Source organism: Lachnotalea sp. AF33-28 (assembly GCF_003477885.1).
GTDB lineage: Bacteria > Bacillota > Clostridia > Lachnospirales > Lachnospiraceae > AF33-28.
Window position 1 is genome coordinate 295,344 of the sequence record NZ_QUEE01000002.1, and the last position, 24,728, is coordinate 320,071.

17 protein-coding genes are annotated in these 24,728 nt (G+C 51.9%); 12 read left to right on the forward strand and 5 right to left on the reverse strand.

Annotated features, from left to right (window positions below; genetic code table 11):
• Window positions 1-8: 8 nt before the first annotated feature.
• The 6 genes from DWZ56_RS03785 (at window position 9) to DWZ56_RS03810 (ending at window position 7,593) form a co-directional block, all read left to right on the forward strand.
• Window positions 9-896 (forward strand): carbohydrate ABC transporter permease, encoded by an 888-nt coding sequence (locus DWZ56_RS03785; protein WP_118555055.1) that lies wholly within the window; start codon window positions 9-11, stop codon window positions 894-896.
• Window positions 896-1,708 carry a carbohydrate ABC transporter permease gene (locus tag DWZ56_RS03790; RefSeq protein ID WP_118555056.1) on the forward strand — a complete coding sequence of 271 codons (813 nt, stop codon included), beginning with the start codon at window positions 896-898 and terminating at the stop codon, window positions 1,706-1,708. Before DWZ56_RS03785 ends, DWZ56_RS03790 begins: the two co-directional genes overlap by 1 nt.
• Before the next feature lie 110 nt (window positions 1,709-1,818).
• Entirely contained in the window at window positions 1,819-3,588 is a 1,770-nt protein-coding gene (locus tag DWZ56_RS03795; protein ID WP_118555057.1) for a cache domain-containing sensor histidine kinase, read from the forward strand.
• Window positions 3,563-5,119: a response regulator transcription factor gene (locus tag DWZ56_RS03800; protein WP_118555058.1), complete on the forward strand. Its 1,557-nt coding sequence runs from the start codon at window positions 3,563-3,565 to the stop codon at window positions 5,117-5,119. The genes DWZ56_RS03795 and DWZ56_RS03800 overlap by 26 nt, the downstream gene beginning before the upstream one ends.
• Window positions 5,103-6,344: a M24 family metallopeptidase gene (locus DWZ56_RS03805; RefSeq protein ID WP_118555059.1), complete on the forward strand. Its 1,242-nt coding sequence runs from the start codon at window positions 5,103-5,105 to the stop codon at window positions 6,342-6,344. The genes DWZ56_RS03800 and DWZ56_RS03805 overlap by 17 nt, the downstream gene beginning before the upstream one ends.
• A 58-nt stretch (window positions 6,345-6,402) precedes the next feature.
• Entirely contained in the window at window positions 6,403-7,593 is a 1,191-nt protein-coding gene (locus DWZ56_RS03810) for a M24 family metallopeptidase (RefSeq protein ID WP_118555060.1), read from the forward strand.
• A 64-nt stretch (window positions 7,594-7,657) separates the two neighbouring features.
• Here DWZ56_RS03810 and DWZ56_RS03815 read toward each other — a convergent pair whose 3' ends face one another.
• The gene (locus tag DWZ56_RS03815) at window positions 7,658-8,143 is read right to left on the reverse strand and encodes a GNAT family N-acetyltransferase (RefSeq protein WP_118555061.1); all 486 of its coding nucleotides are present in this window, start codon (window positions 8,141-8,143) and stop codon (window positions 7,658-7,660) included.
• Window positions 8,144-8,287: 144 nt separating this feature from the next.
• Here DWZ56_RS03815 and DWZ56_RS03820 point away from each other — a divergent pair, with 144 nt between their 5' ends.
• A complete protein-coding gene (locus DWZ56_RS03820; RefSeq protein WP_118555222.1) occupies window positions 8,288-9,178 on the forward strand; it encodes a LysR family transcriptional regulator in 891 nt (296 codons plus the stop codon).
• 66 nt (window positions 9,179-9,244) lie between these two features.
• The gene (locus DWZ56_RS03825) at window positions 9,245-13,396 is read left to right on the forward strand and encodes a DEAD/DEAH box helicase (protein ID WP_118555062.1); all 4,152 of its coding nucleotides are present in this window, start codon (window positions 9,245-9,247) and stop codon (window positions 13,394-13,396) included.
• Here the strand turns inward: DWZ56_RS03825 and DWZ56_RS03830 are convergent.
• Window positions 13,387-13,716, reverse strand: coding sequence for a helix-turn-helix domain-containing protein (locus tag DWZ56_RS03830; RefSeq protein ID WP_118555063.1), 330 nt, complete (start codon window positions 13,714-13,716; stop codon window positions 13,387-13,389). The genes DWZ56_RS03825 and DWZ56_RS03830 overlap by 10 nt on opposite strands.
• Window positions 13,717-13,881: 165 nt before the next feature.
• Between DWZ56_RS03830 and DWZ56_RS03835 the strand changes: the two genes are divergently transcribed.
• Window positions 13,882-14,571 (forward strand): ABC transporter ATP-binding protein, encoded by a 690-nt coding sequence (locus DWZ56_RS03835; protein ID WP_118555064.1) that lies wholly within the window; start codon window positions 13,882-13,884, stop codon window positions 14,569-14,571.
• A 12-nt stretch (window positions 14,572-14,583) separates the two neighbouring features.
• Window positions 14,584-17,784 carry an FtsX-like permease family protein gene (locus tag DWZ56_RS03840; protein ID WP_118555065.1) on the forward strand — a complete coding sequence of 1,067 codons (3,201 nt, stop codon included), beginning with the start codon at window positions 14,584-14,586 and terminating at the stop codon, window positions 17,782-17,784.
• On the opposite strand, the gene DWZ56_RS03845 is transcribed toward DWZ56_RS03840, so the two are convergent.
• Window positions 17,756-18,655, reverse strand: coding sequence for a LysR family transcriptional regulator (locus tag DWZ56_RS03845; RefSeq protein ID WP_118555066.1), 900 nt, complete (start codon window positions 18,653-18,655; stop codon window positions 17,756-17,758). The genes DWZ56_RS03840 and DWZ56_RS03845 overlap by 29 nt on opposite strands.
• Window positions 18,656-18,839: 184 nt before the next feature.
• Window positions 18,840-19,727, reverse strand: a complete 888-nt coding sequence (locus DWZ56_RS03850; protein WP_118555067.1) for a LysR family transcriptional regulator — start codon at window positions 19,725-19,727, stop codon at window positions 18,840-18,842.
• A 146-nt stretch (window positions 19,728-19,873) separates the two neighbouring features.
• On the opposite strand from DWZ56_RS03850, the gene DWZ56_RS03855 reads away from it, so the two are divergent.
• Both DWZ56_RS03855 and DWZ56_RS03860 read left to right on the forward strand, forming a co-directional pair.
• Window positions 19,874-21,649, forward strand: a complete 1,776-nt coding sequence (locus tag DWZ56_RS03855; RefSeq protein ID WP_118555223.1) for an ABC transporter ATP-binding protein — start codon at window positions 19,874-19,876, stop codon at window positions 21,647-21,649.
• Window positions 21,649-23,394, forward strand: a complete 1,746-nt coding sequence (locus tag DWZ56_RS03860) for an ABC transporter ATP-binding protein (RefSeq protein WP_118555068.1) — start codon at window positions 21,649-21,651, stop codon at window positions 23,392-23,394. The genes DWZ56_RS03855 and DWZ56_RS03860 overlap by 1 nt, the downstream gene beginning before the upstream one ends.
• A 226-nt stretch (window positions 23,395-23,620) precedes the next feature.
• Here the strand turns inward: DWZ56_RS03860 and DWZ56_RS03865 are convergent, their stop codons facing one another.
• Window positions 23,621-24,508 (reverse strand): helix-turn-helix domain-containing protein, encoded by an 888-nt coding sequence (locus tag DWZ56_RS03865; protein WP_158584433.1) that lies wholly within the window; start codon window positions 24,506-24,508, stop codon window positions 23,621-23,623.
• Window positions 24,509-24,728 lie beyond the last annotated feature (220 nt).

Sequence of the window (24,728 nt, forward strand, 5' to 3'; positions counted from 1 at the left end):
GTGGCAATATGGCTGATAAGAAACGCGGGCTCTTTAAGCGTTATGCGGTAAATCTGATGTATTTACCCGCGCTTGCTCTGGTTCTGTTTTTCATCGTATACCCTTTTATGAGGGGAATATGGATTTCTTTTACGGATTGGAACGGCTATTCCCAGAGCAAAACATTTGTAGGACTATACAACTACAGGCGCATTTTTGAAGAGCCGGATATTAAGAATACGATAATCAATACATGCATTTACGGTTTTGGCAGCACCCTGTTCCAGAACCTGTTTGGCCTGATGCTGGCGCTGCTGCTGGACAAAAAGATCCGGGGAAGCAACGCAGTGCGGACCATCATCTATCTGCCCACGATGATCAGCGGTCTGATCATGGGCTACATCTGGTATTTTATGTTAAAGAAAAACGGAGGGGCGCTGCCGGAGCTGTTTGCCCTGTTCGGAGCGAATTTTGGAGACCTGCTGGCCCAGGGAAAGATTACGGTATGGATTATCGTTGCGGTAAATGTATTTCAGGCCACCGGCACCTCCATGATTTTCTACCAGGCCGGCCTGCAGAACATATCTTCCTCCTATTATGAGGCGGCTGAGCTGGACGGGGCCACGGGTACTAAGAAATTTTTTCATATTACGCTGCCGCTTTTAATTCCTTCCATTGAGTTTAATGTGGTGTTGAATCTGATTGGCGGTTTCAAGCTGTTCGATATGATCAAATCGCTGACCAACGGAGGCCCTGCCAGCACGACGGAATCTCTGTCCACGCTGATGTACCGCATGTATTTCGGCAAGGAACAGGCGGGCCTCGCCGCGGCTCTTGGCAATGTGATGTTCCTGCTGATCGTTCTGGTCAGCATGACGGCGCTGACGATTTTGCGTAAAAAGGAGGTGGAGGCCTGATGAAAAAGAAACATGCGGCTGCCAGGATACTGATCGCACTGGCAGCGCTGGTATACCTGGTGCCGTTCTACATGGTGGTGGTCATGTCCTTAAAGCGCAGCGATGATTTTTCATCCAAATGGTTCCTGCCGGACTATTTTACACTGGAAAATTTTGTGAATGCCTGGCAGTCGGCCAATATACCCAGGGGCATATGCAATAACCTGATCATAACCGCCGGATCCGTCGCACTTGTTATCGTGCTGGGAGCCATGGCATCCTACCCGCTGGCCAGATATAAGAGCAGGCTGAACAATTTTATTTATACCTTCATTGTATCGCTGATTATCGTGCCGTCCCTGTCCATATCCGTGTCGCTATACAGGATCATGATTGATATAAAAGCCATCGATACCTATTGGGGAATGATACTGATTACGGCAACCTTCAGCCTGCCGATCGTTATTTTCCTCTATACCGGCTTTATATCCACCATACCGAAGGAACTGGACGATGCGGCCCGGATAGACGGCTGCTCACATGCCGGTGTATTTTTCCGGGTGATTTTCCCGCTGCTGCGCACCACCACAATCACAGTGGTGATCTTTACCGGATCGTCAGCCTGGAATGATTACGGCAACGCGCTGTTTTATCTGCAGTCGCCGAAGAAACAGACCATGACGCTGGCGCTGTCCACATTTTTCAGCGAATATCACCTGGAGCTGGGATGGATGGCTGCCGGCTGCATCATTAACGTGCTCCCGCTGCTGATTGTGTTCTTCTGTTTCCAGAAATATTTCATAAAAGGATTGACGGAAGGGGCTGTGAAGTAAAATGTGTGCCTGCCCTGATGCATATCAGTGCCTGTCTGTGATATAATTGTCGGACATTATATCTGAGAGATTTTTTGTCTGCCATGCGGACTGGATAGGGGGACAGGTGAATGAAGAAAAAGAGGAATACGCTGCAGATAAGGCTGCTGAGAATCTTTTTTGCGGCGGTTTTTGTGCAGATGCTGATCATGGTGCTGATTATGCCGCATTATATCAGCGGTGTGGTGGAGGATAATTCCACACAGATGACGGCGGGGACTGTTTCGGCGCTGTGTTCCAATTTGGAGATCTACATGAACGATTTAGAGAAAATCACAATCATCCCATATATGAGCGATGAAATGCTGGGAGCGCTGAAACAGAAGAAGGAATATGCGGGAAAGAGTATGTCCGGGGAGGAAACCTATCGGATCAATGCGATCCTGAAAAAGGAACTTCCCCATTATTTTCAGATGATGCATCGGGATGTGACGGAGCTGTTGCTGCTGCCTCTGGACGGTTCGGTCTATTTATTTTCCACCTTCAGCAATCAGTATTACAGCAAGGATTATGATTATGCGGGACAGGGCTGGTATCAGGATGCAGTGAATGCCGCAGGAGGTTCCGTGTTTGTCGGCAACCATGCCCAGGAGTATGTCACGCTCCCGAATGAGAGCGGTGTATTCTCCGTTGCAAGGCTGATACGGGATCCGCAGGACCATGAGCCCTTAGCAATTATCATGGCGGATATGAGCACAGCCATGTTAAAGGATATCATAGACAGCGCCGATTTAAATGCAAGCTCCTATGCGGCCGTACTGGATCAGAACTGGAAGCCGGTTTATACGAACCGGGACATCAGCGAGGACATGCTGGCCCAGGCGGCAGACGGCGCAAGGCTGGTGTCGGACGGGCATTCCAGGTATGAGGCGGTGGTTCGGGAGGAGAAGCTGTCCGGATGGAAGATAGCGGTATTTCTGTCCTGCGGGGAGATGCGCCGCAAATCGGAGTTCGTATACATACTGGCCGGAGTCATTGCCGTGATCGCGGGTTGTGTGGGTTTTCTGCTCTTTTATACTTTTTCCAGATCCGTAACCAATCCGCTGAAGAAGCTGGTGGAAACCATGAAAACCATTCAGATCGGAGAGGAGTGCAGTGTGCAGGAGCCCGATACGCGTGCGCCGGAGGAGATTGTTAAGCTGGATGAATCCTTTCATGAGATGATGGCGAGGATGGATGAACTGGTGGAACGGGAATACCGTGCGATTGTCGCGCAGAAGGATATGGAGTATACGGCGCTGCAGTCTCAGATCCAGCCGCATTTTATCTATAATACGCTGAATATTTTTATCGGGCTGAACCGGATGGGGGAAAAGGAACTGCTGGAGCAGTCTGTTATGTCTCTGGCAGAGATACTGCGCTATGTGCTTGGCAAGGACAGGAGAACGACCCTTGGGCGCGAGCTGGATATCATACAGCAGTACTGCCGGCTGCAGAAGCTGCGTTTTGGAGAACGGCTGGAATTTGAAATCAACTGGGACAGCCGGTATGGAAAGTGCCTGATTCCAAAGCTTCTGATTCAGCCCATTGTGGAAAACTCTATCATTCACGGTATAGAAAATAAGCTGGAGGGCGGAAGGCTTACGGTGGATGTATCGGAACTGGCGGAAGGCGAAAAGACCTTTTTAGAGATCCGGATAGAAGATACGGGCACGGGCTTTGATCTTGAAACCCTTGGGGAAAATCGGGGAATCGGAATTCAGAACGTGAAATACCGGCTGGCTTATATCTATCCGAATGCGCTGTTTCGGATCGACAGCGGCAGATACAGGGGAACTTCGGTGATCATGCGGATATCTAAGGAGGAGCTGCACTATGATGAGAATTGCGGTGGCAGATGATGAATATTGGGCAAGGGTGACGCTGATCAGCATGCTGAAAGAACTGGATCTGCCGCTGGAGATAGTGGGGGAGGCGGGAAACGGGCAGGAAATGGCCAGAATGACGGAAGCTGCCAGGCCGGACCTGGTCTTTGTGGACATCAAGATGCCCGGTTTAAACGGGCTGGACGGGATACGTCTGGCGAGACAGTCCTGTCCGGATACGGTCTGGATTGTAGTCAGCGGTTTTTCAGAATTCGCTTATGCCAGGGAAGCGATCGGCTTAGGCGTGCTGGACTACCTGCTAAAACCTGTGAATCCGCAGATACTGCGGGAGAAGGTGATGATGGCGGAGGAAGCGGTGAAGGAACGGATACAGAAAAACTGTCTGAAGTTCCGCAATGCGCTTCTGGAACTGATCGACAAAGCGGAACATGACAGAGGCGTGGATGAGGTGACAGAAGAAGACGGCTGGGAATATATGGCCGTGGCATTTCAATACGACGGCGCGCAGAATGCCGCCGAGCAGCTCGGATATCACAGTATGCTTCTTGAGAGGATGAAACACTGTCTGGATGGGATTCATATGGGCGGTATCAGCAGCACAATGTTTATTTCACCGAAGGGAGGGCTGGTGGCCGCGGTTAAGCTTTCGAAACGGATCGGAAACCAGCGGGAACTGATCCGCGAAGGGCTGTATCAGGCCACCGAACGGGGCATCCGCAGGATATCCGATGAAAAGCTGGTGATCAGCGCGGTGGGGCTGTCGGGCAAACAGTCGCAGAAGGAACTGGTCGGCAGCCTGAAGAATCTGGAAAACCTGTTTTACTGCCGTCTGCTTGCTGGAATAGGAAGATTTTATACAGAAGAGACCCTGGAAAAACGGTGCAGCGGTTTGAGCGAGGCAGAGGCGTCCGTGTGCCGGCGTGCCGAAAGCCTTATGGCCGGATTCAAATCCGGCGATTATCAGAATTTCATGCAGGATTTAAAGGAACTTCGCACACTTATAAACAGTACATCCCTGAATGCGGAAAAGGACGGCGTCCTGCAGAAATACCTAAGTCTTATGGGGGCAGGAGAGGATAGTACAGAGAATATGCTTAAGCGGCTGGAACAGCAGGCTTTTGACATGCTGGCATCCAATAAGCGGAAGGAGTGCAGCGGGCGCGGTGAGCTGATCAATGCGGCGAAGGCGTACATACAGGCACACTATACAGAAGATATCGGCGCTGCACAGGTAGCGGAGCTTCTGAATGTTACTCCGAATTATTTGAGCTCGTTGTTTCACCGGCAGGAACATACCACCCTGATGAAATATCTGACCGGACTGCGCATGGAGAGGGCGGCTTTTCTGCTGCGCACCAGGGGCGGCAGGCTCAAAGAGATCGCTGCCGGATCCGGTTATGGGGACAGCCGCTATTTTATCAGAGTGTTTAAAGAATTTTACGGCATGACGCCTACGGAATACATGAAAAGCGTAACCGGACAGGATACATGCTGTGCTGAGACAGACAGTCTGGAAGAGGAGGAAAAAAATGATATTGAAGGGTAAGAAAATGAGAGACCGCTATGAGCAGGTCGAGATGTATTCGAAGGAGGAATATGCCAGGAGGGCCGCACTGGTCCGCTCTGAAATGGTAAAAAAGGGAGCGGATGTGCTGCTGATACCGGACTGTACGAAGGAATCCTATGACCATTGGCTGACCGGCAAGGAATTTCTGGAGTATGTGATTGTTCCGTCCGACGGGGATATCATCGGCGTATTGCTGGATGAAATCGACGAAAGCGGCTATGAGGACGATACGGATACCGTGGATTTTAAGCGGTATGTCCATCAAAAGGCATTTACACCTTCCGCTGATGGCGTACGCTTCATCCATCCGGTTTCCGAGGACGGGATTGCAAAGCTGATCGCATCGTTTGGAGGAAAGAAGCTCGGCATCATCAATCCGGGCTTTATGACCTGGGCGCTCCAAGAAGCGCTTAAAAAGCAGCTGCCGGAGCTTGAATATATAGATCTGACCATGGAGGTGGATTCTCAAAAGACCAGAAAGAGTGAAGAGGAGCTGGCATGCATCCGTATGGCGGGCGCTGCCCAGAGCCAGATGATGGAAGCCCTGGAGCATATGCTGCGTCCGGGCAGGCATCTGAAAGAGATCCGCACGGAGGTGCGCGACCAGATCGTGAGCATGGGGGCCAGCGGTTTCCTGCACTGCATGCTGATCAATCTGGGCAATCAGATGGAAATCGCGCCGCCTTTTGATCCCTACTCAGATGATGTGATTATCCGGGAGGGAGACCGTTTCTTTGCGCTGTATGAAAGCAACAGCTATGGCGGACACTGTACGGCCATGGGGCGCGTATTTATCCTGGGCAAGGCTGCGGAGGAATATAAACAGGCGATCCGCTTTGCAGTGGAGGTCAACGAATATGCGGCGGCCAGGATGAAACCGGGAAATACGCTGCGTCGGATTGTGGCGGACACCAGGAGCTATGTGACGCTGAAAGGGCATAATCTGAAGCGGATGTGCTGGATGCATGGGCTTTCTACCGCAACCTATGGGGAGCAGTTCGGTGTAAATGATATTTCCTATGACTGGCCGCTGACGGACGGAGCGGTGCTTCACTGCCACCCGATCAGCAACCGCTTCATGCCCTGGCTTGGCGGAGGCGTCTGGGAAGAGGCCTGGGAACTGAATACCTATGTGGTAACCCCGGAAGGCGGCAAGTCCCTGGTGAAGTATCCTCTGGGACTGACGGAGATTGATCTGGACTGAGAGAGGCGCAGCCGGCAGCACAAAGAGCGGGCCGGTGACACGGAAAGGATGTTAATATATGGAAAACACAGAGTATATGAAGGTGCGTCTGAATAGACTGCAGGAACTGATGAAAGAGATGGATTTAGCGGGAATCTTATTCTTGAGGCCCTTAAAAGAGGGTTATGACCAGTGGCTGACCGGACAGACGGTAAAGTCCGCGCAGGTCAGCTATATGGATACCGCGCTTTTAGCGGTGGCAGGGGGAGAGAAGATATTGAGCATCTCCACTCCGCAGCTGATAGAGGCAGGGGCGGAGGATCCGTATCTGCCGCACGCTCTGCCGGGGGAGGCGGATACGCCCTATTACATAAACTGTACGGGATACTATGGGGACTATTTCAGGGCCATGCTGGAAAAAAATCCGAGGCTGGGGCTGGTAAACGGCAGCAAACTGCTGCTTTCTGTGCGGGAGTTTATCATAAAGTATGCGCCGGATACGGAGTTTGTGGATGTGAGCCGTGCAGTTCATATGCTTAAGGCGATGAAAACAGAGGAAGAGATCGCGTTAATCCGTAAGGATTGCCGGGATTTGGACCATGTTTTTGCCGCGATGGGCACGGTGCTTAGGCCAAATGTGACGGAAAGAGATGCGGTTTATGCGATCCGCAAGAAGATGCTGGAGCGCGGTGCGAGCGGCTGGGACTACAGCAGTCAGTGTCTGGATGTGAAAATGATATCTGCGCCGGATACCGGGATGTCAGTAAACGAGCCGCTGCTTTATCCCGGATACGCGATGGATATGGGAGACCGGATCAATATAAAGGTGAACGCCTCCATGAACAACGGCTGGCAGGTCTCTCTCGGAAGATGCTATGTGCTGGGAACGGCATCCGATGAGGCAAAGGAATGCTGGATGACTGCGGTAAAGGCGCAGCAGACGGCTGCGGCTCTGCTAAAGCCGGGCGCCACAATCAGGGAGATCATGGATCAGGTAAATGCTGCGGTACTGGAACCGGCCGGTTTTCTGGCAGATCAGAGCAATTGGATCTATAGCGTGGGCAATGCATGGTCAGAATATCCGATGGCGGTGCCCGGATGGTGGGAGGTGCCCCTTAAGGAAGGAATGGTTCTGGCGGTGGGACCGAATGTGAAGCCGGAGAACAAGGATCCGTACTGCTGCCTGGATGTGTACTGCGTAACGGCGGAGGGCGGCGTAAGGCTTGGTAAATGCGGCCAGGAGCTGAAGGAACTGTTTGTCTGCAATTAACTGCATGGATATAGAATGGGGCTGTCGCACCAGTGATTGAAAAGTCATAGGTGTGGCAGCCCCATTATGAAAGCTTTAAAAGGTAAAAATCGCTGTCTTTATACGGATAATCGTATTTTATCGGAAGATCGCTTTCATTTACCTTTATAAAACCGGCTTTATCATAAAACTTATGAGCACGGTCCGTATTCTTAGGAGTATCGAGCACAATGACCTTAAAATGGTGATCCCGCGCGAACTTGAGCAGCTCTTTATACAGCTTTTGGCCCAGATGATGTGGATTTCCGCGGTATTCTTCATATACAAAGAATTTTTTCAACACCCCGATGCCGTTGCCGCAGTTCATTAACCCAATGCTGCCGGCGATTCGCTTTCCATCCCTTGCTGTCCAGAAACAGCCGCCTGGATCCAGATATTTTTCCTGAATACAGAGCAGCTCCGGCTGGTTGAGAATGCTGACAAACGGTCTGCTTCCATCATTTTGACAATGAAGCACCAGTTTAATAATCTCATCCTGATCTTCCCGTTCGAATTTCTTTATTTCTAACATGGTAATCTGTCCTTTCCCACAGTTTAGCTGTTCTTGACAAGTTGATTGTTTTTCTTTATAGTACCATAAGAATAACATTCAATCAAATTGATATATTGAAAAATGCAATTTAATAAAATTGAATGGTATGAGGTGAAGAAAAAAGTGGAAATAAAATATCTGTATACGGTGAAAACAATACTGGAAACGGGGAGTTTCCAAAATGCCGCCCGTAGGCTTAACTATACTCAATCCACAATAACTTTTCAGATCCGGCAGCTGGAACAGGAGCTGTCAGTGCAGCTATTTGAAAAAGTAGGGAGAAAAATGGCGCTTACCCAGGCGGGAAAAGAGCTTCTGCCATATATTGATGCCGCGCTTCAGGCAGTGGAGCAGCTTATGGATGCCGGAAAGACCGCCGATGAAATGAGCGGAACGATAAATATCGCTGTCCCGGAAACTTTATTAATATACAAAATGCAACCTGTTTTACAGGAATTTCGTCTGCAGGCCCCAAATGTCAGACTGTCCCTGCAGACTCTTAACTGCTATGAGATCAGAAACAGCATTGTCAGCGGAAGTACGGATATCGGCATTCACTATGATATCGGCAGCTGCCCTGCCCCGATGATTACAGAGCGGCTTGCCGCTTATCCGCTCTCTCTTGTATCCTCCCCACTGCTAGAGGATGGGGAACGGAATTTTATAGAGAAAAATCAGAGAAAGAAGGTGTGCCTGATCAGCAATGATCCAGGCAGTATATACAGGAATATATTTGAACGGTATCTGAAGCAGAAAAACATACAGTTGGAAGGTTTTATGGAGATCTGGAGTGTCGAAGCGGCGAAAAGGAGTGTGGCCAGCAATCTGGGTATCGCGTATTTGCCGCGATTCGCGGTTGAGCAGGAACTGGACAGCGGGCTTTTGCAGGAATTGCCGGCACAGATGGAGAATGAACGGATATCGGCTGCCATAAGCCGCCATAAAAATAAATGGATCAGTCCGGCTATGGAGCTGTTTATCCGGCTGCTTAGAGAGAAACTGGCAGAAAGTTAGGAGTTGGTCTCGCTGCGGTTATATGCTAAAATATATGAAAGAAATATGGATAAGGAGCCGTTTACTATGAAATCCGATTATGATATTGAAGCCTTAGAGGGACGGTGGGGGCTGTCACATATTACCGCAGGCTGGTTTGAAGAGACCTTTGGCGGGCCAACGAAGGTGCAGGAGCAGGCGTGGCCGGCCATCGCCAGGGGAGAGCACACGCTGGTCAGCGCCCCTACCGGCACGGGCAAGACCCTGTCCGCCTTTCTGGTGTTCATCGACCGGTTAAAGCAGCAGGCCAGGGCGGGTGAACTGGGGCAGGAACTGCAGGTGATCTATATATCGCCGCTGAAATCCCTGGCTGGGGATATCCGGGAAAATCTGAAGCGGCCCCTTTCCGGCCTGGCGGCGTTAGAAGAGGCAGGGGAGAGCTATCCGATTGAGGTGGCCCTGCGCACGGGGGATACGACCCAGAGCGAGCGTGAGAAGATGCTGCGCCATCCGCCCCATATCCTGCTTACCACACCGGAATCCCTGTTTTTGCTTCTGACCGGACAGCGGGGGCAGAAGCTTCTTTCCACAGCAAAGGCTGTGATACTGGACGAACTGCATGCGATGATTGATACCAAAAGAGGGGCGCATCTGATGCTGTCTCTGGCGCGCCTGGACAGGCTGTGCGGCCGTAACCTCCAGAGAATCGGGCTGTCGGCCACCATTGAACCCCTGGATGTGGCAGCTGCCTATCTGGCACCGGATCCTGTGACGGTGATCGCGCCGAAGATGGGGAAGGAGATTCGGATCACAGTAACCGGCCCGTTTGCGGATGAGAGCGGGAATACGCGCAAAGAAGCGGTATGGGAGAACCTGGGTCTGGATGTATACCGCCGCTGCCAGAGCAGCCGCTGCGTCATCGCTTTTGTGGAAGGACGGCGCAATGCGGAAAAGCTGGCCTATTACGTAAATCAGGCGGCGGGGGAAGAATTTGCCAGGACCCATCACGGCAGCATCGCCAAAGAGCAGCGGCTGTCGGTGGAAGAGGATCTAAGGAGCGGGAGGCTGCGCCTTCTCTGTGCAACCTCCTCCATGGAGCTGGGCATCGATGTGGGAGCGGTGGATCAGGTGTTTCAGGTCGGATGCCCGTTTACGATCTCCAGCACGATGCAGAGGCTGGGCCGGGCCGGCCATAATCCGGGCCGGGTCAGCGTGATGTACATGTTCCCCCGGACTGCTCCGGAGAGCCTGTTCTGCGGCATGACCGCCAGGACAGCCCTTGAGGGAGGGGTGGAGTACGCCCATCCGCCGATGCAGTGTCTGGACATACTGTCCCAGCACCTGGTATCCATGGCTGTGGGACCGGGATATTCGGTGGATGAGGTGATGGAGATCCTTCCCAGGGCCTATCCCTTTGCCGGTGTGACCAAACAGGATGTGGAGTCCGTTCTGGCCATGTTAGCCGGCGATTATGAACACGAACAGGATATACCGGTGCGCCCCAGAGTGCTGTATGACCGGATTCACGGCCGGGTGGAGGGAGATCCCTACAGCCGGATGCTTGCGGTTTCGGCAGGAGGCACGATCCCCGATAAGGGGCTCTACGCCGTCAAAACAGCCGGCGGAGTCAAGCTGGGGGAGCTGGATGAGGAATTTGTCTATGAATCCAGAAAGGGAGATGCCTTTCTTTTAGGCACCTTTGGCTGGAAGATCGCGGAGATAAAAAAAGACGAGGTGATCGTGGAGCCCACCTCCCCGGAGCGGGCAAGAGTGCCCTTCTGGAAAGGGGAGATAAAAGGGCGTCCGTTAAAGACCAGTCTGGCTTTCGGCAGAATTCTCCGGGAGCTGTCCGCGGCGGGAGAAGAGGGAAGGCTTAGGGAAGCGCTTCAAGAGCTGGGGCTGGATGAAAACGCGTCAAAAGCCACAGCCGGATTTCTGGAACGGCAGATGGAGGCCACGGATGTGCTGCCGGATGACCGCACGATCGTGGTGGAACATTTCTGTGACCATACGGGCAGCCATCAGATGATGGTCCATTCGCTGTTCGGCAGACAGATAAACGCGCCTCTGGCGCTGCTTTTGCAGCAGGCAGCCTGCCGGAAAACCGGGCTGAACGTGGGATGCGTGGATGAGGAAAACGGCCTTCTTCTATACCCTTACGGGGAGGACGAACTGCCGGAGGGGCTGCTCTATGAGCTTTCTCCGGAAAATGCCAGGCCGGTTCTGGAAGCGATCCTGCCTCAGACCTCTCTGTTTAATATCACCTTCCGCTACAACGCAGCCAGAGCGCTGATGATGGGGATGAGGAGAAACGGCAGGCAGCCCCTGTGGCTGCAGCGGATCCGCAGCGCGGATATGCTGGACGGAATCATTGCCAAGAACAGTCATCCGCTTGTCCGGGAGACCAGGCGCGAATGTGTGGAAGACCAATGGGACATCGCCGGGCTGGAATATGTGTTAAACGGCATCCGTTCAGGAATGATCACAGTGCATGAAGTCCATGTGGAGATCCCCTCACCGATGTCCCTGCCCCTGCAGTGGCAGGTGGAAGCGGCTCAGATGTACGAATACAGCCCCACGCTGCCCTCGGTGATCGAGACATCCGCAAAAGATCTGGAAAATGCCGTCATGATCCGTCCCGAAGCGGAGGATCTGGCCACCGTTTCGGAGAGAAAGCGGCTGCCGGAGGATGAGAGGCAGCTGCATTCCCTGCTCATGGCTGAGGGCGATCTGACCGCAGGAGAACTGGAGGTGCCGATTGAATGGCTGGAAGAGCTGACCCGCAGGGGAAGAGCCGCCTATATCGAACCAGGTCTCTGGATAGCGATGGAGCAGCAGGAGGAATACTTAAGAGCACTGGAGGAAAGGGACAGAGAGGCCTCTCTGCATATCCTAAGACGTATGCTGCGTTACCGCGGTCCTCATACGGCAAAGGAGGCTTCCCAGCGCTATGCTGTTACAGAAGAAGAAGCGGAGACGCTGCTTATGGAGCTGTGCCGGATGAGTGCGGCGGTGGAGCAGGACGGCGTATATTATCACGGGGAGCTCTATGGACGTGCGCGCCAGAGAACCATTCAGAACAGGCGCAGGCAGGTGAGCACTCTGCCGGGAAGACGCTATGCCGCACTCATGGCCGGCCGCGTAAAAACGGCGGCTTCCCCCAGGGAACAGCTCAAAAAAACGCTTCAGATGTTCAGCGGAAGCGCCTGTCCGGCTGCGCTGTGGGAGACCGTATTGTTTCCCGCGCGCGTGCGCGATTACAGAGGGGCTGTGCTGGATGAAATTCTTTCCTGCGGTGAGTTTTTCTGGCGGATGGGCCGGGACGGAAACCTGGAATTCCATACCTTTGAGGAGCTTGACTGGGATGTTGAGTTTGACCGTTCAGAGGAACTTGCGGATGAAGAGGAGAGAGCGGTTTACCGGGCTCTTGTTAAACGGGGAGCCAGCTTTTTGCAGTCCCTTGCCGGCTTTGCGAAGGAACGTTCTCCTTTCGACATACTGATGGAGCTTGCCAAAAAAGGTCTGGTCTGTGCCGACAGTTTCCAGCCGGTGAGGCAGTGGCTCAAACAGGACGCGATGAAAAAATCCCCGGCTAAACAAAGGGTGAGCGCCCGCGTAAAAGCCATGAATGCGGGAAGGTGGGATGTGGTCAGGCCCCTTGGCAGACAGTCCATGGATCAGCTGCTGGACCGTGCCTTTGACAGGGCGGTGATCCTCTGCCGGGAAACTGCCGCACAGCAGGACCTGCCGTGGCAGGAAGCTCTGGAAACACTTCGTGTCTGGGAATATACAGGAAGAGCCCGCCGCGGATACTATATTGAAGGGATGTCCGGAGCACAGTTTATCAGAGACAGGGATTTTGCCGGAGTGACCGCTGCTCTGGAACGCGAGGAGAAGGAAGAGATCATTTGGCTGACGGCGTCCGACCCGGCTCAGGTATGGGGAAAATCGCTGCCCCACCGGGCCGGCCGCAGTTTCCTGAATGTGGCCGGCACTGCTGTGGCGCTGGCCGGCGGAGAGGTGATCGCCGTGATGGAGCGCCAGGGCCGGGTGCTGCGCGTCTTTGACGGGGCATTGCTTGACCGGGCGATGGAGGCATTTGTACATGACTTTAGGTGCGGTCGGATCTATGCCGGTGCCAAAAGGCTGATGGTGAAAGAGTATCCCGCCGATGCGGCGGAAGCTTTAAAAAAAGCCGGTTTTCAGAAAGAAATGCAGGACTATGTCTATTACTGGTAAGTACTCCAGGTGAGCCCCTCCATATAGGCCAGCAGTTTTTCCTGTTTAGCGCTGTCTAATGCGTCAAAGTATTTGAGACAGAGCTGCTGCTTGGCGGAAAGTTCAGTGTTGGCCGATGTCTCTGCAATAAAATCTGACAGACGGACACCGAAAGCGGTGCAGAGAGCTTCCAGCGTCTGCAGCCGGGGCTCCGTCTTGCATCGGGAGAGATTGTATATGGTGGAAGCAGGGACTCCGCTTTCCTTGCTTAAGCGGTATATGCTCCAGCCTCTTTCACATCGCAGAGTTTCGATCTTATAAAGAATGTCCGGATGTTTCATTCTGTGTCCTCCTTAGCTATAATATACCATTAATTGGTATGCCTGAAAAGCGGAGAATGAGAATACAGTTTGTCATATCAATATGGATGCATATATGATAAAATAATAATACTTTGCGGCCTTGCAGAACACGGATTATAAGGCAGGCATAAGGAGGGAAAGAGTATGCCGATTTTGAAGCTTGAGGGTGTAACTTACCGGTATAAAAATAAATACCAGTCGGTGGAAGCGGTAAAAAATGTGAATTATGAGTTTGAACGGGGAAAGGTATATGCCATAGTAGGTAAAAGCGGGAGCGGGAAAACCACACTCCTGTCCCTGATGGCGGGCCTGGCCCTGCCTGGGGAGGGACAGGTTTATTATAATGGCAGGAGCACGAAAGACATGGACAGGGACCGCTACCGCCGTGATGAGGTGGCGGTCATTTACCAGACCTTTAATCTGTTTCCGATGCTGAATGTGCTGGAGAATGTGATGTATCCTCTACAACTGCGGGGAATCGGCGGACAGCAGGCGAAGGAACGTGCGAAGGAGATGATTGCAGCAGTGGGGCTGACCGATGTGGTTTACCGCAGATATCCGGCCATGCTTTCCGGCGGAGAGCGTCAGAGAGTGGCTATTGCCAGAGCGTTGGCTGCGGATGTTAAAATCATTTTCGCGGATGAGCCCACCGGCAATCTGGATGTGGAAAATTCTGACCGTGTGATCGATCTGCTGTTTGATCTCTGTCATAAGCGCGGATACTGTGTGATCGTGGTGACTCATGATCCGGATATAGCGGGGAAGGCAGATGTGGTAATCCGGATGCAGGATGGCTGCCTTGCCGGTGAAACCTTAAACAGAAACGGACAATAGGGAGAGAATCGTATGGTCGGAAAAAATTGCGTCAAATATACGGTAAGGACTCCCGGAAAGACGGTTCTGTTCATCCTGCTGATCACACTCACCACCTGTTTTCTGACTCTGGGTCTGGGTCTCCTGCAGGGAAGCAGCGAGCTTCTTAAAAAGGCGGATCAGATTTTTAATACAGTGGGAATGCTTGAATATGTGGGCGGAGCTTATCCGGATGAGACCTCCTTTGATGAGGAAACGGCGGATCATATAAAAGAGCTGAATGTTAGCAGCTTCCTTGAGGATGACACGGTGAAAGGATATGCGGGTATTTCAACGGGACTGGCCGGCATAGAAGGGCTGAAGCCTAATGTTAACTTCTCCATGCCTTATCTGGAGCGCAGCGTGATTCGTTTCAAGGTGATGTATGTGGACGGAGAAAATGTCCGCGCAACACTGGTAAGAAGTGCCTACTATTATGACGATAAAAAAGAGATTAATTTTGATATACTGCCCGCGGATGCGGACCAGCCCGGCGGATTTAATTATGAACAGGGGCATATCTATCTTGCCCACGGCCAGATGAAAAGGATCAGCGGGAGCTATTATTTCCAGCCTATGGAGGTCGAATTTGCGGACCGTATAGATGAGCCGGAGGCATCCTGCATCATGGATGTGACGGATACTGCGGATATCACTGCGCTTCCATCCTGGCCGTACTGGCAGCAGGTCGTGCGTTTCTATGAGAACGCTAACCGCTCTCTGCCGGTGGCAGCTGCGGACGATCTTTCCCTCTATCCGGGCTTTTATCTGGGAGAGAAGACGGTAAAGAGCGGCAGGATGTTTACGCCGGAAGAATACGGTGAAGAAGGAAATGTCTGTATTGTGAGTACGAATGTGGCCGGGGTGCTGAAGCTGGAAGTCGGCGATACACTGACTATGGACCTCATCCCTTCCGAAGACCCTCTGTTTTTCTACGGCGGCTGCCTGGGAGAAGCAGGAAAGCCGGAGGAATATACGATTGTGGGAATTTATCAGTCATACCGGTCCGATGTGGAGACCTGTGTCTATATTCCCAGAACGCCTTTGTGTCCGCTGCCGGATACGGGCATCCATTATTATATGGGCACGGTGAGGCTGGATAACCGGACTGCCAGGGAATATCAGGCTGAGAATACCGGAAGGCTGCCGGAAAAATATAAGCTTAGCGTATTTGATCAGGGATATGCCCAGGCGGCAGCTCCGATTCTTGCCCTGCAGCGTTCCGCCTGGATCCTGACCGCAGTCTGCGCGCTGTGCGGTCTTGCGGTTCTGGCGCTGTTTGGCGGTATATCCGTCGGTAAACAGCAGGAAACTATGAAGATCATGCTGTCCTTAGGCAGCGGAAGGAAGAAAACCTGGCGATATCTGGTGGGCTGTACGGGGATAACTGCTTTTACAGGCTGTCTGTTTGGAGGCGGACTGGGTGCGTGGCTGTCGGAAAAACTCGCAAGACAGGCATACGCAGAAGCTGTGGCCCGTCACAGCCAGGATCTGCGCTACAGCATCCAAACTATAGGCGAACAGCGTACCCTGTCGGAACAGATTCATATCGCGGGATATATCCCGGCAGTCTCCGCAGCTCTGATCCTGGCAGCTGCACTTGTGATCGGCGGCGTCCTGGCGGCTCTTTTCATACGCAGACAGGAAGCATCCGGCGGCTGGTTTGAAAATAAAAAAAAGAAACCGTCCGCCCCTAAGATGAATGCCGCACCGGCGGCCGTACCGCAGCCGGAAGAACTGTCCACTGCTGCCGCTGTGCTTAAACAGTCTTCAGATTATGCCGCGCTGAGTGGGAAAAAGAGTCTGCGGGCGGGATTCTTTTTTAAACAGATTCTGCGTTCAATGGTCAGAAATAAACGCCATTGTATGCTGGCGGCTTTGATTGCCATGGTCATCACATTATTTCTGGCGGTTTATGCGGGATTTCTTGCTTCCAGCCAGTCACGCCTGGATTCAGTATATGAGGATGTGCCGGTGACCGCTTATTTTGCGACAAACGGCGGCACCGGCTATTCGATGATGTTTCTGCCGGAGTTTCTTAAGTCCTATATGGATGAATCGCCCTTTATCTTAGCCACCTATAAAACGGGCAGCCTGTATTACGATTATGTTGGAAAGTCCGATGAGATAACGGATGCAGAAAGAATAGATGTGGCGGAGGCATTCTATAGAATGAGCCCGTATGCGCAGGAGCGCAGGAGGGCAGATGTGCGTAAATGGTCGGATAAGATATACTTTACCGAGGATATGGCGCGCGCTCCGGAGTTTTTTAATAACCTGTTACCGGAAGTAAGTTACGGTGAGGATGGAGAGCCTGTGAATTTTGGAATCACGGTTCCGGCGGAGCTTATTGAGCAAAGGAATGCCAGTACCGGGAACCGCAGTAAGATGTATGAGGCGGCCGAAAAGCTTCAGGAATTTGCCGCAGAACATACCGAATGTCTGGTGACAGAAAACTTTTTAAATACATATGGGCTTAAAATCGGGGACAGCATCTGCATAGAAACGATCCTGCTCTCTGACTATTACTTTTCCAGCGTCTTGGATGTTAAGATCGCCGGGACCTTTCTGCCGCTTAAGGGCAGGGACAGCATCTATGTGCCATATGTGACCAATCTGCTGACGCCAGCCGGCTATGTTCCGGATGCGGGCTATGAGATGACGGCCAATTATGACTTGAAGCAGACAGGGCAGCTGGCTGAATTCAGGGATGAAATGGAGCAGATGGGGGTTACACCGGTGGGGGTGGCAGGCAGTGCCAGAGTTTCCCTCGTGATCAACGATACGGCGCTTACGGATACCATTTCCAGCCTGAACGATCAGATTACTTTTATGAATACGCTGTATCCGGCGCTCATTGTGCTGGTGCTGGCCGTGGGATTTGTGGTGTCCTATCTGACTGTGCGCACCAGGAAAGCGGAGCTTGCTCTGTACCGGAGCATGGGAAACGGACGGCTGTATACCTCTGCGATGATATTGGCTGAACAGATTCTACAGGCTTTTGCCGGCATTCTGGCCGGCTGTGCGGCCGCCCTGATTCTGATTGCGGCGGGACTTCATCCTGCGGGATTTACGGTATCTTTGGTGCTGGAAAGCGCCCTCCGCTTTCTCGTCTGTTATCTGGTGGGCAGTGCGGCGGCAGTATTTGTGATCAACAGAAATAACATCATGGAAATTCTGATGGAGAAAGAATAGCGTTTTTTAAAAGCGCAGCGGTGATGCTCAACGGCTTTTCGCTGTTTTCCACCATGCAGATGCTGCGGGGAGGTATCGTTTCCGCCAGACGGATGGCAAATACCTCCCCATTTTCCAGCGCCTGCCGTGCAAGCCCTTCCGGAATCAGCCCGATGCCCAGATTGTGAGTTACCATCGGCAGCACGAGATCTGCTGTTGCTACCTCGATGTCGGGAGTTAAACTGACTTTGTGGGAGAGAAAGAGTTCCTCATAAAATGCGTAGGTTTTGGTACCCTTGGCCAGGCAGATCAGAGGATAGTTTTTCAGATCCTCCAGGCGGAGGACCTTTCCCTTCAGAGATTCAAACTGATGGCCTCCGATCAGAATATTCTGGAAGGGGCACAGGTGCGTCTCCACCAGCGGGCGGGACGCGCCTGTAGGTGTGGTGACCACGGCAAAATCCACGCGCTCCTCCTTCAGATCCTCGATCGCTCCCGGTGTGGAGCTGTTCTGCACCTTGAGCTTAATGCCTGGATAAACGTTATGGAAGCTTTCCAGTTTTTTTAGAAGAAATCCGTGCAGCGCAGTTTCGCTGGCGCCGATGCGCACCACGCCGCTCCTGCGCTCCATAGTGCTTTCCAACAGCTTTTCACCTGCGAAGATCTCTTCGCAGGCACGGCTGATATGGGTATAGAGCTGCTGGCCTTCCGCTGTCAGTACAACGCCTTTCTGAGTGCGCGTAAACAGGGTACAGCCCAGCTCATCCTCCAGGATCTTCATGGTCCGTGATATGGAAGGCTGGCTGGACATCAGTATGCCGGCGGCCTGAGTAAAGCTCCGGTATTTCGCAACGTAATAAAAGACTTTATAGTATTCAAAATTGGCGGACATCGTTCTCCTCATTTCTAATTTGTATTCTTATTGAAAATTAGGCTTGATATAAAAATATGATATAGATCACATATGATAATATTATTATATTTTATGCTTTTCAATAGTATAATACATAATCAGAAATGGCGCAAGTCAGGAAAACAGGAGAAAATAAAAATAGACATTAGAACACCGACGGCAGTTAGACACTGCTGCCGGTGTTTTTGCGTCTGCAATATTCCAGAAAGCTCTCTGCGATCGGGCTTAACCGCACATTTTTAAGGCAGATCACGGTGATGCTGGTGGACAGCTGCTGATCCAGTATCCGGAGCCGTACAAGATCCTTTCCTTCGGCCCGCGGGAGGATGGAGGCGGGCACTATGCCTATGCCGTAGCCGCACTCCGCCCAGTACAGCGTTGTGCGGGCATCGTCATTTTTGCACAGGTAGTTCGGCACCGTGCCAATTTGGTAAAAAAGGTTTTCCACCACCTGTTCCCAGCGCCTGTAAAGGATCAGAGGCTTATGGGCCAGCGCCTCCAGGCGTATGGCATCCGCAGGGCCGGCCGGTTCAAAAAAGGCAGCTTTTCCCACGGCGTACATGCCTTCCTCCTCCAGCATGAGACAGTGAAACTGTTCGCGGTCAAACGGCGTGCGGACGATTGCCAGTTCAATGACGCCGGAACGCAAAAGTTCCATCAGCTGATAGGTATTTCCTTCATGAAGATCAAAGAAGGTGTCCGGGAATTGCCGGTGAAAATCCGGCAATAATCTTTGAGGAAGGAACATACTGGCGGAGGAAATGACGCCGATCCTTAAGCGGTAGGCGGATTTTTTGATATCATGAATCTCTTCGCCGATCAGATCCGTGATATTAAGAATTGCCTTGGCGCGGCTGTAGAGCAGCCTGCCTTCCTCCGTCAGCGTGATGGAACGGGCCCCGCGTTCAAACAGCGTACAGCCCAGTTCTTTTTCCAGCTGGTGCATCTGTGTGGAGAGAGGAGGCTGTGCCATATGCAGCCTGCGGGCGGCGCCCGAAATATTTCCTTCATTGGCGATGACTACAAAATTTCTTAGGTGTTTCAGTTCCATAATTTCCTCCGTTCTGTGGCAACACTGTTACCACTATATTAAACCAATATGGTAAATATATCAATTTAGTAATATTAATATGGATAAAGTGATGATATAATAGGAACGCTGTGCAATTGATTACAGAAGGAAAGACAGGTAATTTTATGAAGAGAATATGGATGTATCTGAAGTCCTACAAGAAGGAGAGCGCGCTGGCGCCGGCATTTAAAATGCTGGAAGCATTGTTTGAGCTGTTCGTGCCCCTGGTAGTGACGGTCATCATCGACCGCGGCATAGACGGCGGCGACACCCCGTATATTGTGAAGATGAGTCTGCTGCTGGTGGGTCTGGCTATAATCGGCCTGGCCTGCTCCATTACCGCGCAGTATTTCGCTGCGAAGGCTGCGGTGGGAAGCGCTGCCGCCCTCCGGCATCATCTGTTTTCCCATATACAAAGCCTCTCTTTTACGGAGATGGATACTCTGGGCACATCCACGCTGATTACCAGGATGACCAGCGATATCAATCAGGTGCAAAACGGTGTGAACCTGGTGCTAAGGCTGTTTCTGCGTTCGCCCTTCATCGTGTTTGGTTCCATGATTATGGCCTTTACCATAGATGTAAAAGAAGCTGTGATCTTCGCCATAGTCATACCGATACTGGCGGTTGTGGTATTTGGGATCATGTATCTGACGAATCCGCTCTATAAGAAGGTCCAGGCCGGGCTGGACCGGATCCTGGGCATCACTAGAGAGAACCTGACCGGCGCGAGAGTGATCCGGGCGTTTAACCAGCAGGATGAGGAAGAAGAAAAGTTCCTTCAGGCCAACGAGAGCTTAAGCCGTATGCAGCGGTTTGTGGGCCGGATTTCCGGGCTCATGAATCCGCTCACCTATTGTATCATAAACGGAGCGGTTATCTTTTTACTCTGGAGCGGGAGCTTCAGGGTGGATGCGGGCGATCTGACACAGGGGCAGATGGTTGCGCTTTATAATTATATGAGCCAGATTCTGGTGGAGCTGATTAAATTGGCCAATTTGATTATCAGCGTTTCCAAAGCTTTAGCCTGTGCAAACCGCATAGACGATGTTTTCGCTGTCAAGAGCAGCATGGCGGAAGGAACGGCCGCCGCGGCCGCCAGTGAAGCGCCCAGCCAGGATACGGTTCTGGAATTTAAAAATGTCAGTCTGATCTATCAGAAGGCGGGTGAGGAATCTCTGACGGATATCAGCTTTCGGGTAAAGAGGGGGCAGACTGTCGGTGTGATCGGCGGCACCGGTTCCGGCAAGACCTCTCTGGTGAGCCTGATTCCGCGTTTCTACGATGCGACAAAGGGAGAAGTGCTGCTGGACGGCAGAAATGTGCGGGACTACACGCGGGAAGCGTTAAACAGTAAGGTAGGGATCGTGCAGCAGAAAGCGATGCTGTTTAAGGGAAGCATCCGGGACAATCTGCGCTGGGGCAGGGAGGAGGCTTCCGAAGAGGAGCTCATGGAGGCGCTTGACATCTCCCAGTCGAGAGAATTCGTGGAGAAAAAAGAAGGCGGGTTGGATTCCTTTGTGGAACAGGGCGGCAAAAATCTGTCCGGAGGCCAGAAGCAGAGGCTGACCATCGCCCGGGCAGTGGTAAAAAAGCCGGAGATACTCATACTGGATGATAGCGCATCCGCACTGGATTTCGCTACGGATGCTAAGCTGCGCAGGTCCATCCGGGACATGAACGGTTCTCCCACCGTGTTTATTGTATCACAGAGAGCCGCTTCTTTGATGTACGCAGATCAGATCATCGTGCTGGAGGACGGAGAAATGGCGGGAATCGGCACTCATGAGGAGCTTTTAAAGGGTTGCGCCGTATATCAGGAAATCTATTATTCACAGTTCCCCAAACAGGATCCGGCCGCACCTGACAAAATGGCCGGAGGAAAGAGAGGCGAGGCGTGATGAAAAATACTTATCAAAAGGAAACTGTCAAGAAAGTGCTTCAGAGAATTGCCAGATATAAACTGTATCTGGCCGTTTCCCTGGTCTGCGCGGTCATAACGGTGGCGGCTACCCTGTATCTGCCGATCATGATCGGCGATACCATTGACTGTATGACAGAGGCCGGTAAGGTGGATTTTGCCGCCATATGGGCGATCCTGGTTAAGATTGCCGCTGTGATCGGCATCACGGCCGCTGCCCAGTGGCTGATGAATATCTGTAACAACAAGATCGCCTATCAGGTTACGAGAGATATCCGTAACGAGGCAATCCAAAAGATTGAGATTCTTCCTCTCAAATATATCGACGGCCATTCCTATGGGGATACCGTCAGCAGAGTGATCGCCGATGTGGATCAGTTTGCTGACGGGCTGATTATGGGATTCACTCAGCTTTTCACGGGTGTTATGACGATCATCGGCACCTTGGGATTTATGTTTGCCATCAACCCTTATATAGCGCTGGTGGTGGTTGTGCTGACTCCTGTGTCGCTGTTTGTGGCGGCGTTTATCTCCAAAAGGACCTATACGATGTTCCGCCTGCAGTCCGAGACGAGAGGGGAGCAGACCGCTTATATTGATGAGATGATTAACGGGCAGAAGGTGGTGCGGGCCTTTGGCCGTGAAGAGAAGTCACTGGAGAGGTTTGATGAGATCAATGACCGTCTAAGTGCCTGTTCTGTCAAGGCAATATTTTTTTCCTCCATCACCAATCCCGCCACCAGGTTTGTGAACAGCCTGGTTTATGCCGGTGTGGCCGGTTTTGGCGCTGTTTCTGTGGTGGGAGGCCTTCTCACCGTCGGGAAACTGACCAGCTTTTTAAGCTATGCCAATCAGTATACGAAGCCGTTTAATGAAATATCGGGCGTGATCACAGAGCTTCAGAACGCCATCGCCTGTGCCGCGCGCATCTTTGAACTGATTGACGAACAGCCGCAGACGCCGGAACCGGATCATGCGGTGGTGCTTAAGGAATATGACGGGAGAGTGGAGCTGGACCGCGTATGTTTTTCTTATGTACCCGATAAAAAGCTGATTGAGAATTTTAATCTGCATGTGCAGAAGGGACAGCGGGTGGCCATTGTGGGACCCACCGGCTGCGGTAAGACCACGATGATCAACCTTCTGATGCGGTTTTATGATCCGGACAGCGGCCGCATCAGCGTGAGCGGCGTGGATATCACCGATATGACCAGAGAAAGCTTAAGAAGGGGTTACGGAATGGTGCTTCAGGATACCTGGCTTAAGACCGGCACAATCCGAGAAAATATCGCGATGGGCCGGCCGGATGCCTCCATGGAAGAGATCGTGCAGGCGGCGAAGGAATCCCGCGCACACAGCTTTATCAAGCGTCTGCCCAACGGCTACGATACATGGATCAATGAGGATGGAGGCAGCCTGTCACAGGGGCAGAAGCAGCTCCTGTGCATTGCCAGAGTCATGCTCTGCCTGCCCCCGATGCTGATACTGGATGAAGCTACCTCCTCCATCGATACCAGAACTGAACTCAAGATTCAGGAGGCCTTTTTAAAACTGATGGAAGGACGCACCAGCTTCATAGTTGCGCACCGCCTGTCCACCATACAGACAGCGGATGTGATCCTGGTCATGAAGGACGGAAAGATCATCGAACAGGGCAGACATGAGAAACTCCTGAAAAAGGGCGGTTTCTATGCAGACCTGTATCAGAGCCAGTTTGCACTGTAGTGCTGGGCTAATTCCTAAGCGAGCTTAGAAATTCCTCCAGTTCCCGGGCGGATACCATGACGCCGTTTTGGGACTTTGCAGAGCGGCGGCCGCACACATAACTGGGTACGGCAAAGAGTCCCTGCTCCTCCCAGGCGTACCGGTTGCCGTCCTGTACGCGGCTCTCATAGCGGCGCCCGGCCAGAGCTTCTGCGAAGCCTTCCCGGCCGGCGCCGCATGTTTATGATTACTGGCCGGATGCCGCTTTACGGTTTAAATAGTGTCTGGGGGAGCATCCGATCATCTTTTTAAAGGCCTTGCTGAAATGATATTCATCGCAGAAACCGGTGGCGGCGGCGATCTCATAAAGCTTCTGGCTGCCGTCGATCATCAGTTCCCGTGCCTTGGTGATTCTCACAATATTCAGATATTCAAATATGGTGACCCCCATCTGCTGCTTGAAAATCCTGTTCAAATAATCAAAATTCATATCCAGCTCCCTGGAGATGGAATTGCCGGTAATCTTGTTCGGGTATTCCCGATACAACAGATCGATGATCTTCTGTGTCCGCTCCGTCGTATGCAGAAGCGCGCGGCTGCGCCCATCGGTGTCTTCCTTTAACACCTGTTTTGCAAAGCTTGCGGAAAGTTCAGACAGTATTTCCAGAAATTTCAGGGAACAGACCAGCTTATAGTTCAGCTCCCTGGATGCGCAGGCCTGTATGGCCCTCTGCATACTGCTGCCGATGCGCTCCATCAGCTGTTCATCATGGATATGCATATCCTTTGGAAGAAAGAGCATGGATTTTTCATAGAGTTCATCGTTTAAAGGATCGCATTTAAAGGCCATGGTCTGATTTTGGGCGATGATTTGATGTACGCTTACATGTTCTGCGCAGTCGAGTTCCTCAAAGCTTTCCCCGTTTAAATGTATGAAATAATAATCACAGCTGCCCGGGCGGTAGCTCTGGTAGACTGTACCCGGCCGCAGCGTGATCACATCTCCGCGCTTTAAGCATACCTGGCGGTTGTTTTCCTGGAGATAAAGGTGTCCGCCGTTTAAAATGATCATCACGTATTCGTCCTGTACTCTGGTGGGAAGCATCCAGTCCCCGGTTGTCACCGTACGGTTCATTCGGGAAATCCTGGGTATGGTTTGAATTTTGTAACAGAAATACATGGTTGGATCCTTTCGTATTCTTTATTGCTGGCTCACTGTGCCATGCATAATTCTACAATATCACATTTTGAAAAAAATGCAATAAGTCGTTTAAATACATAAAATAGTCGATATTTCCTATGGAATGCGCTTCGAACAGATGCTATAATACAAAATTGGGCTTATAGTGCGTTTT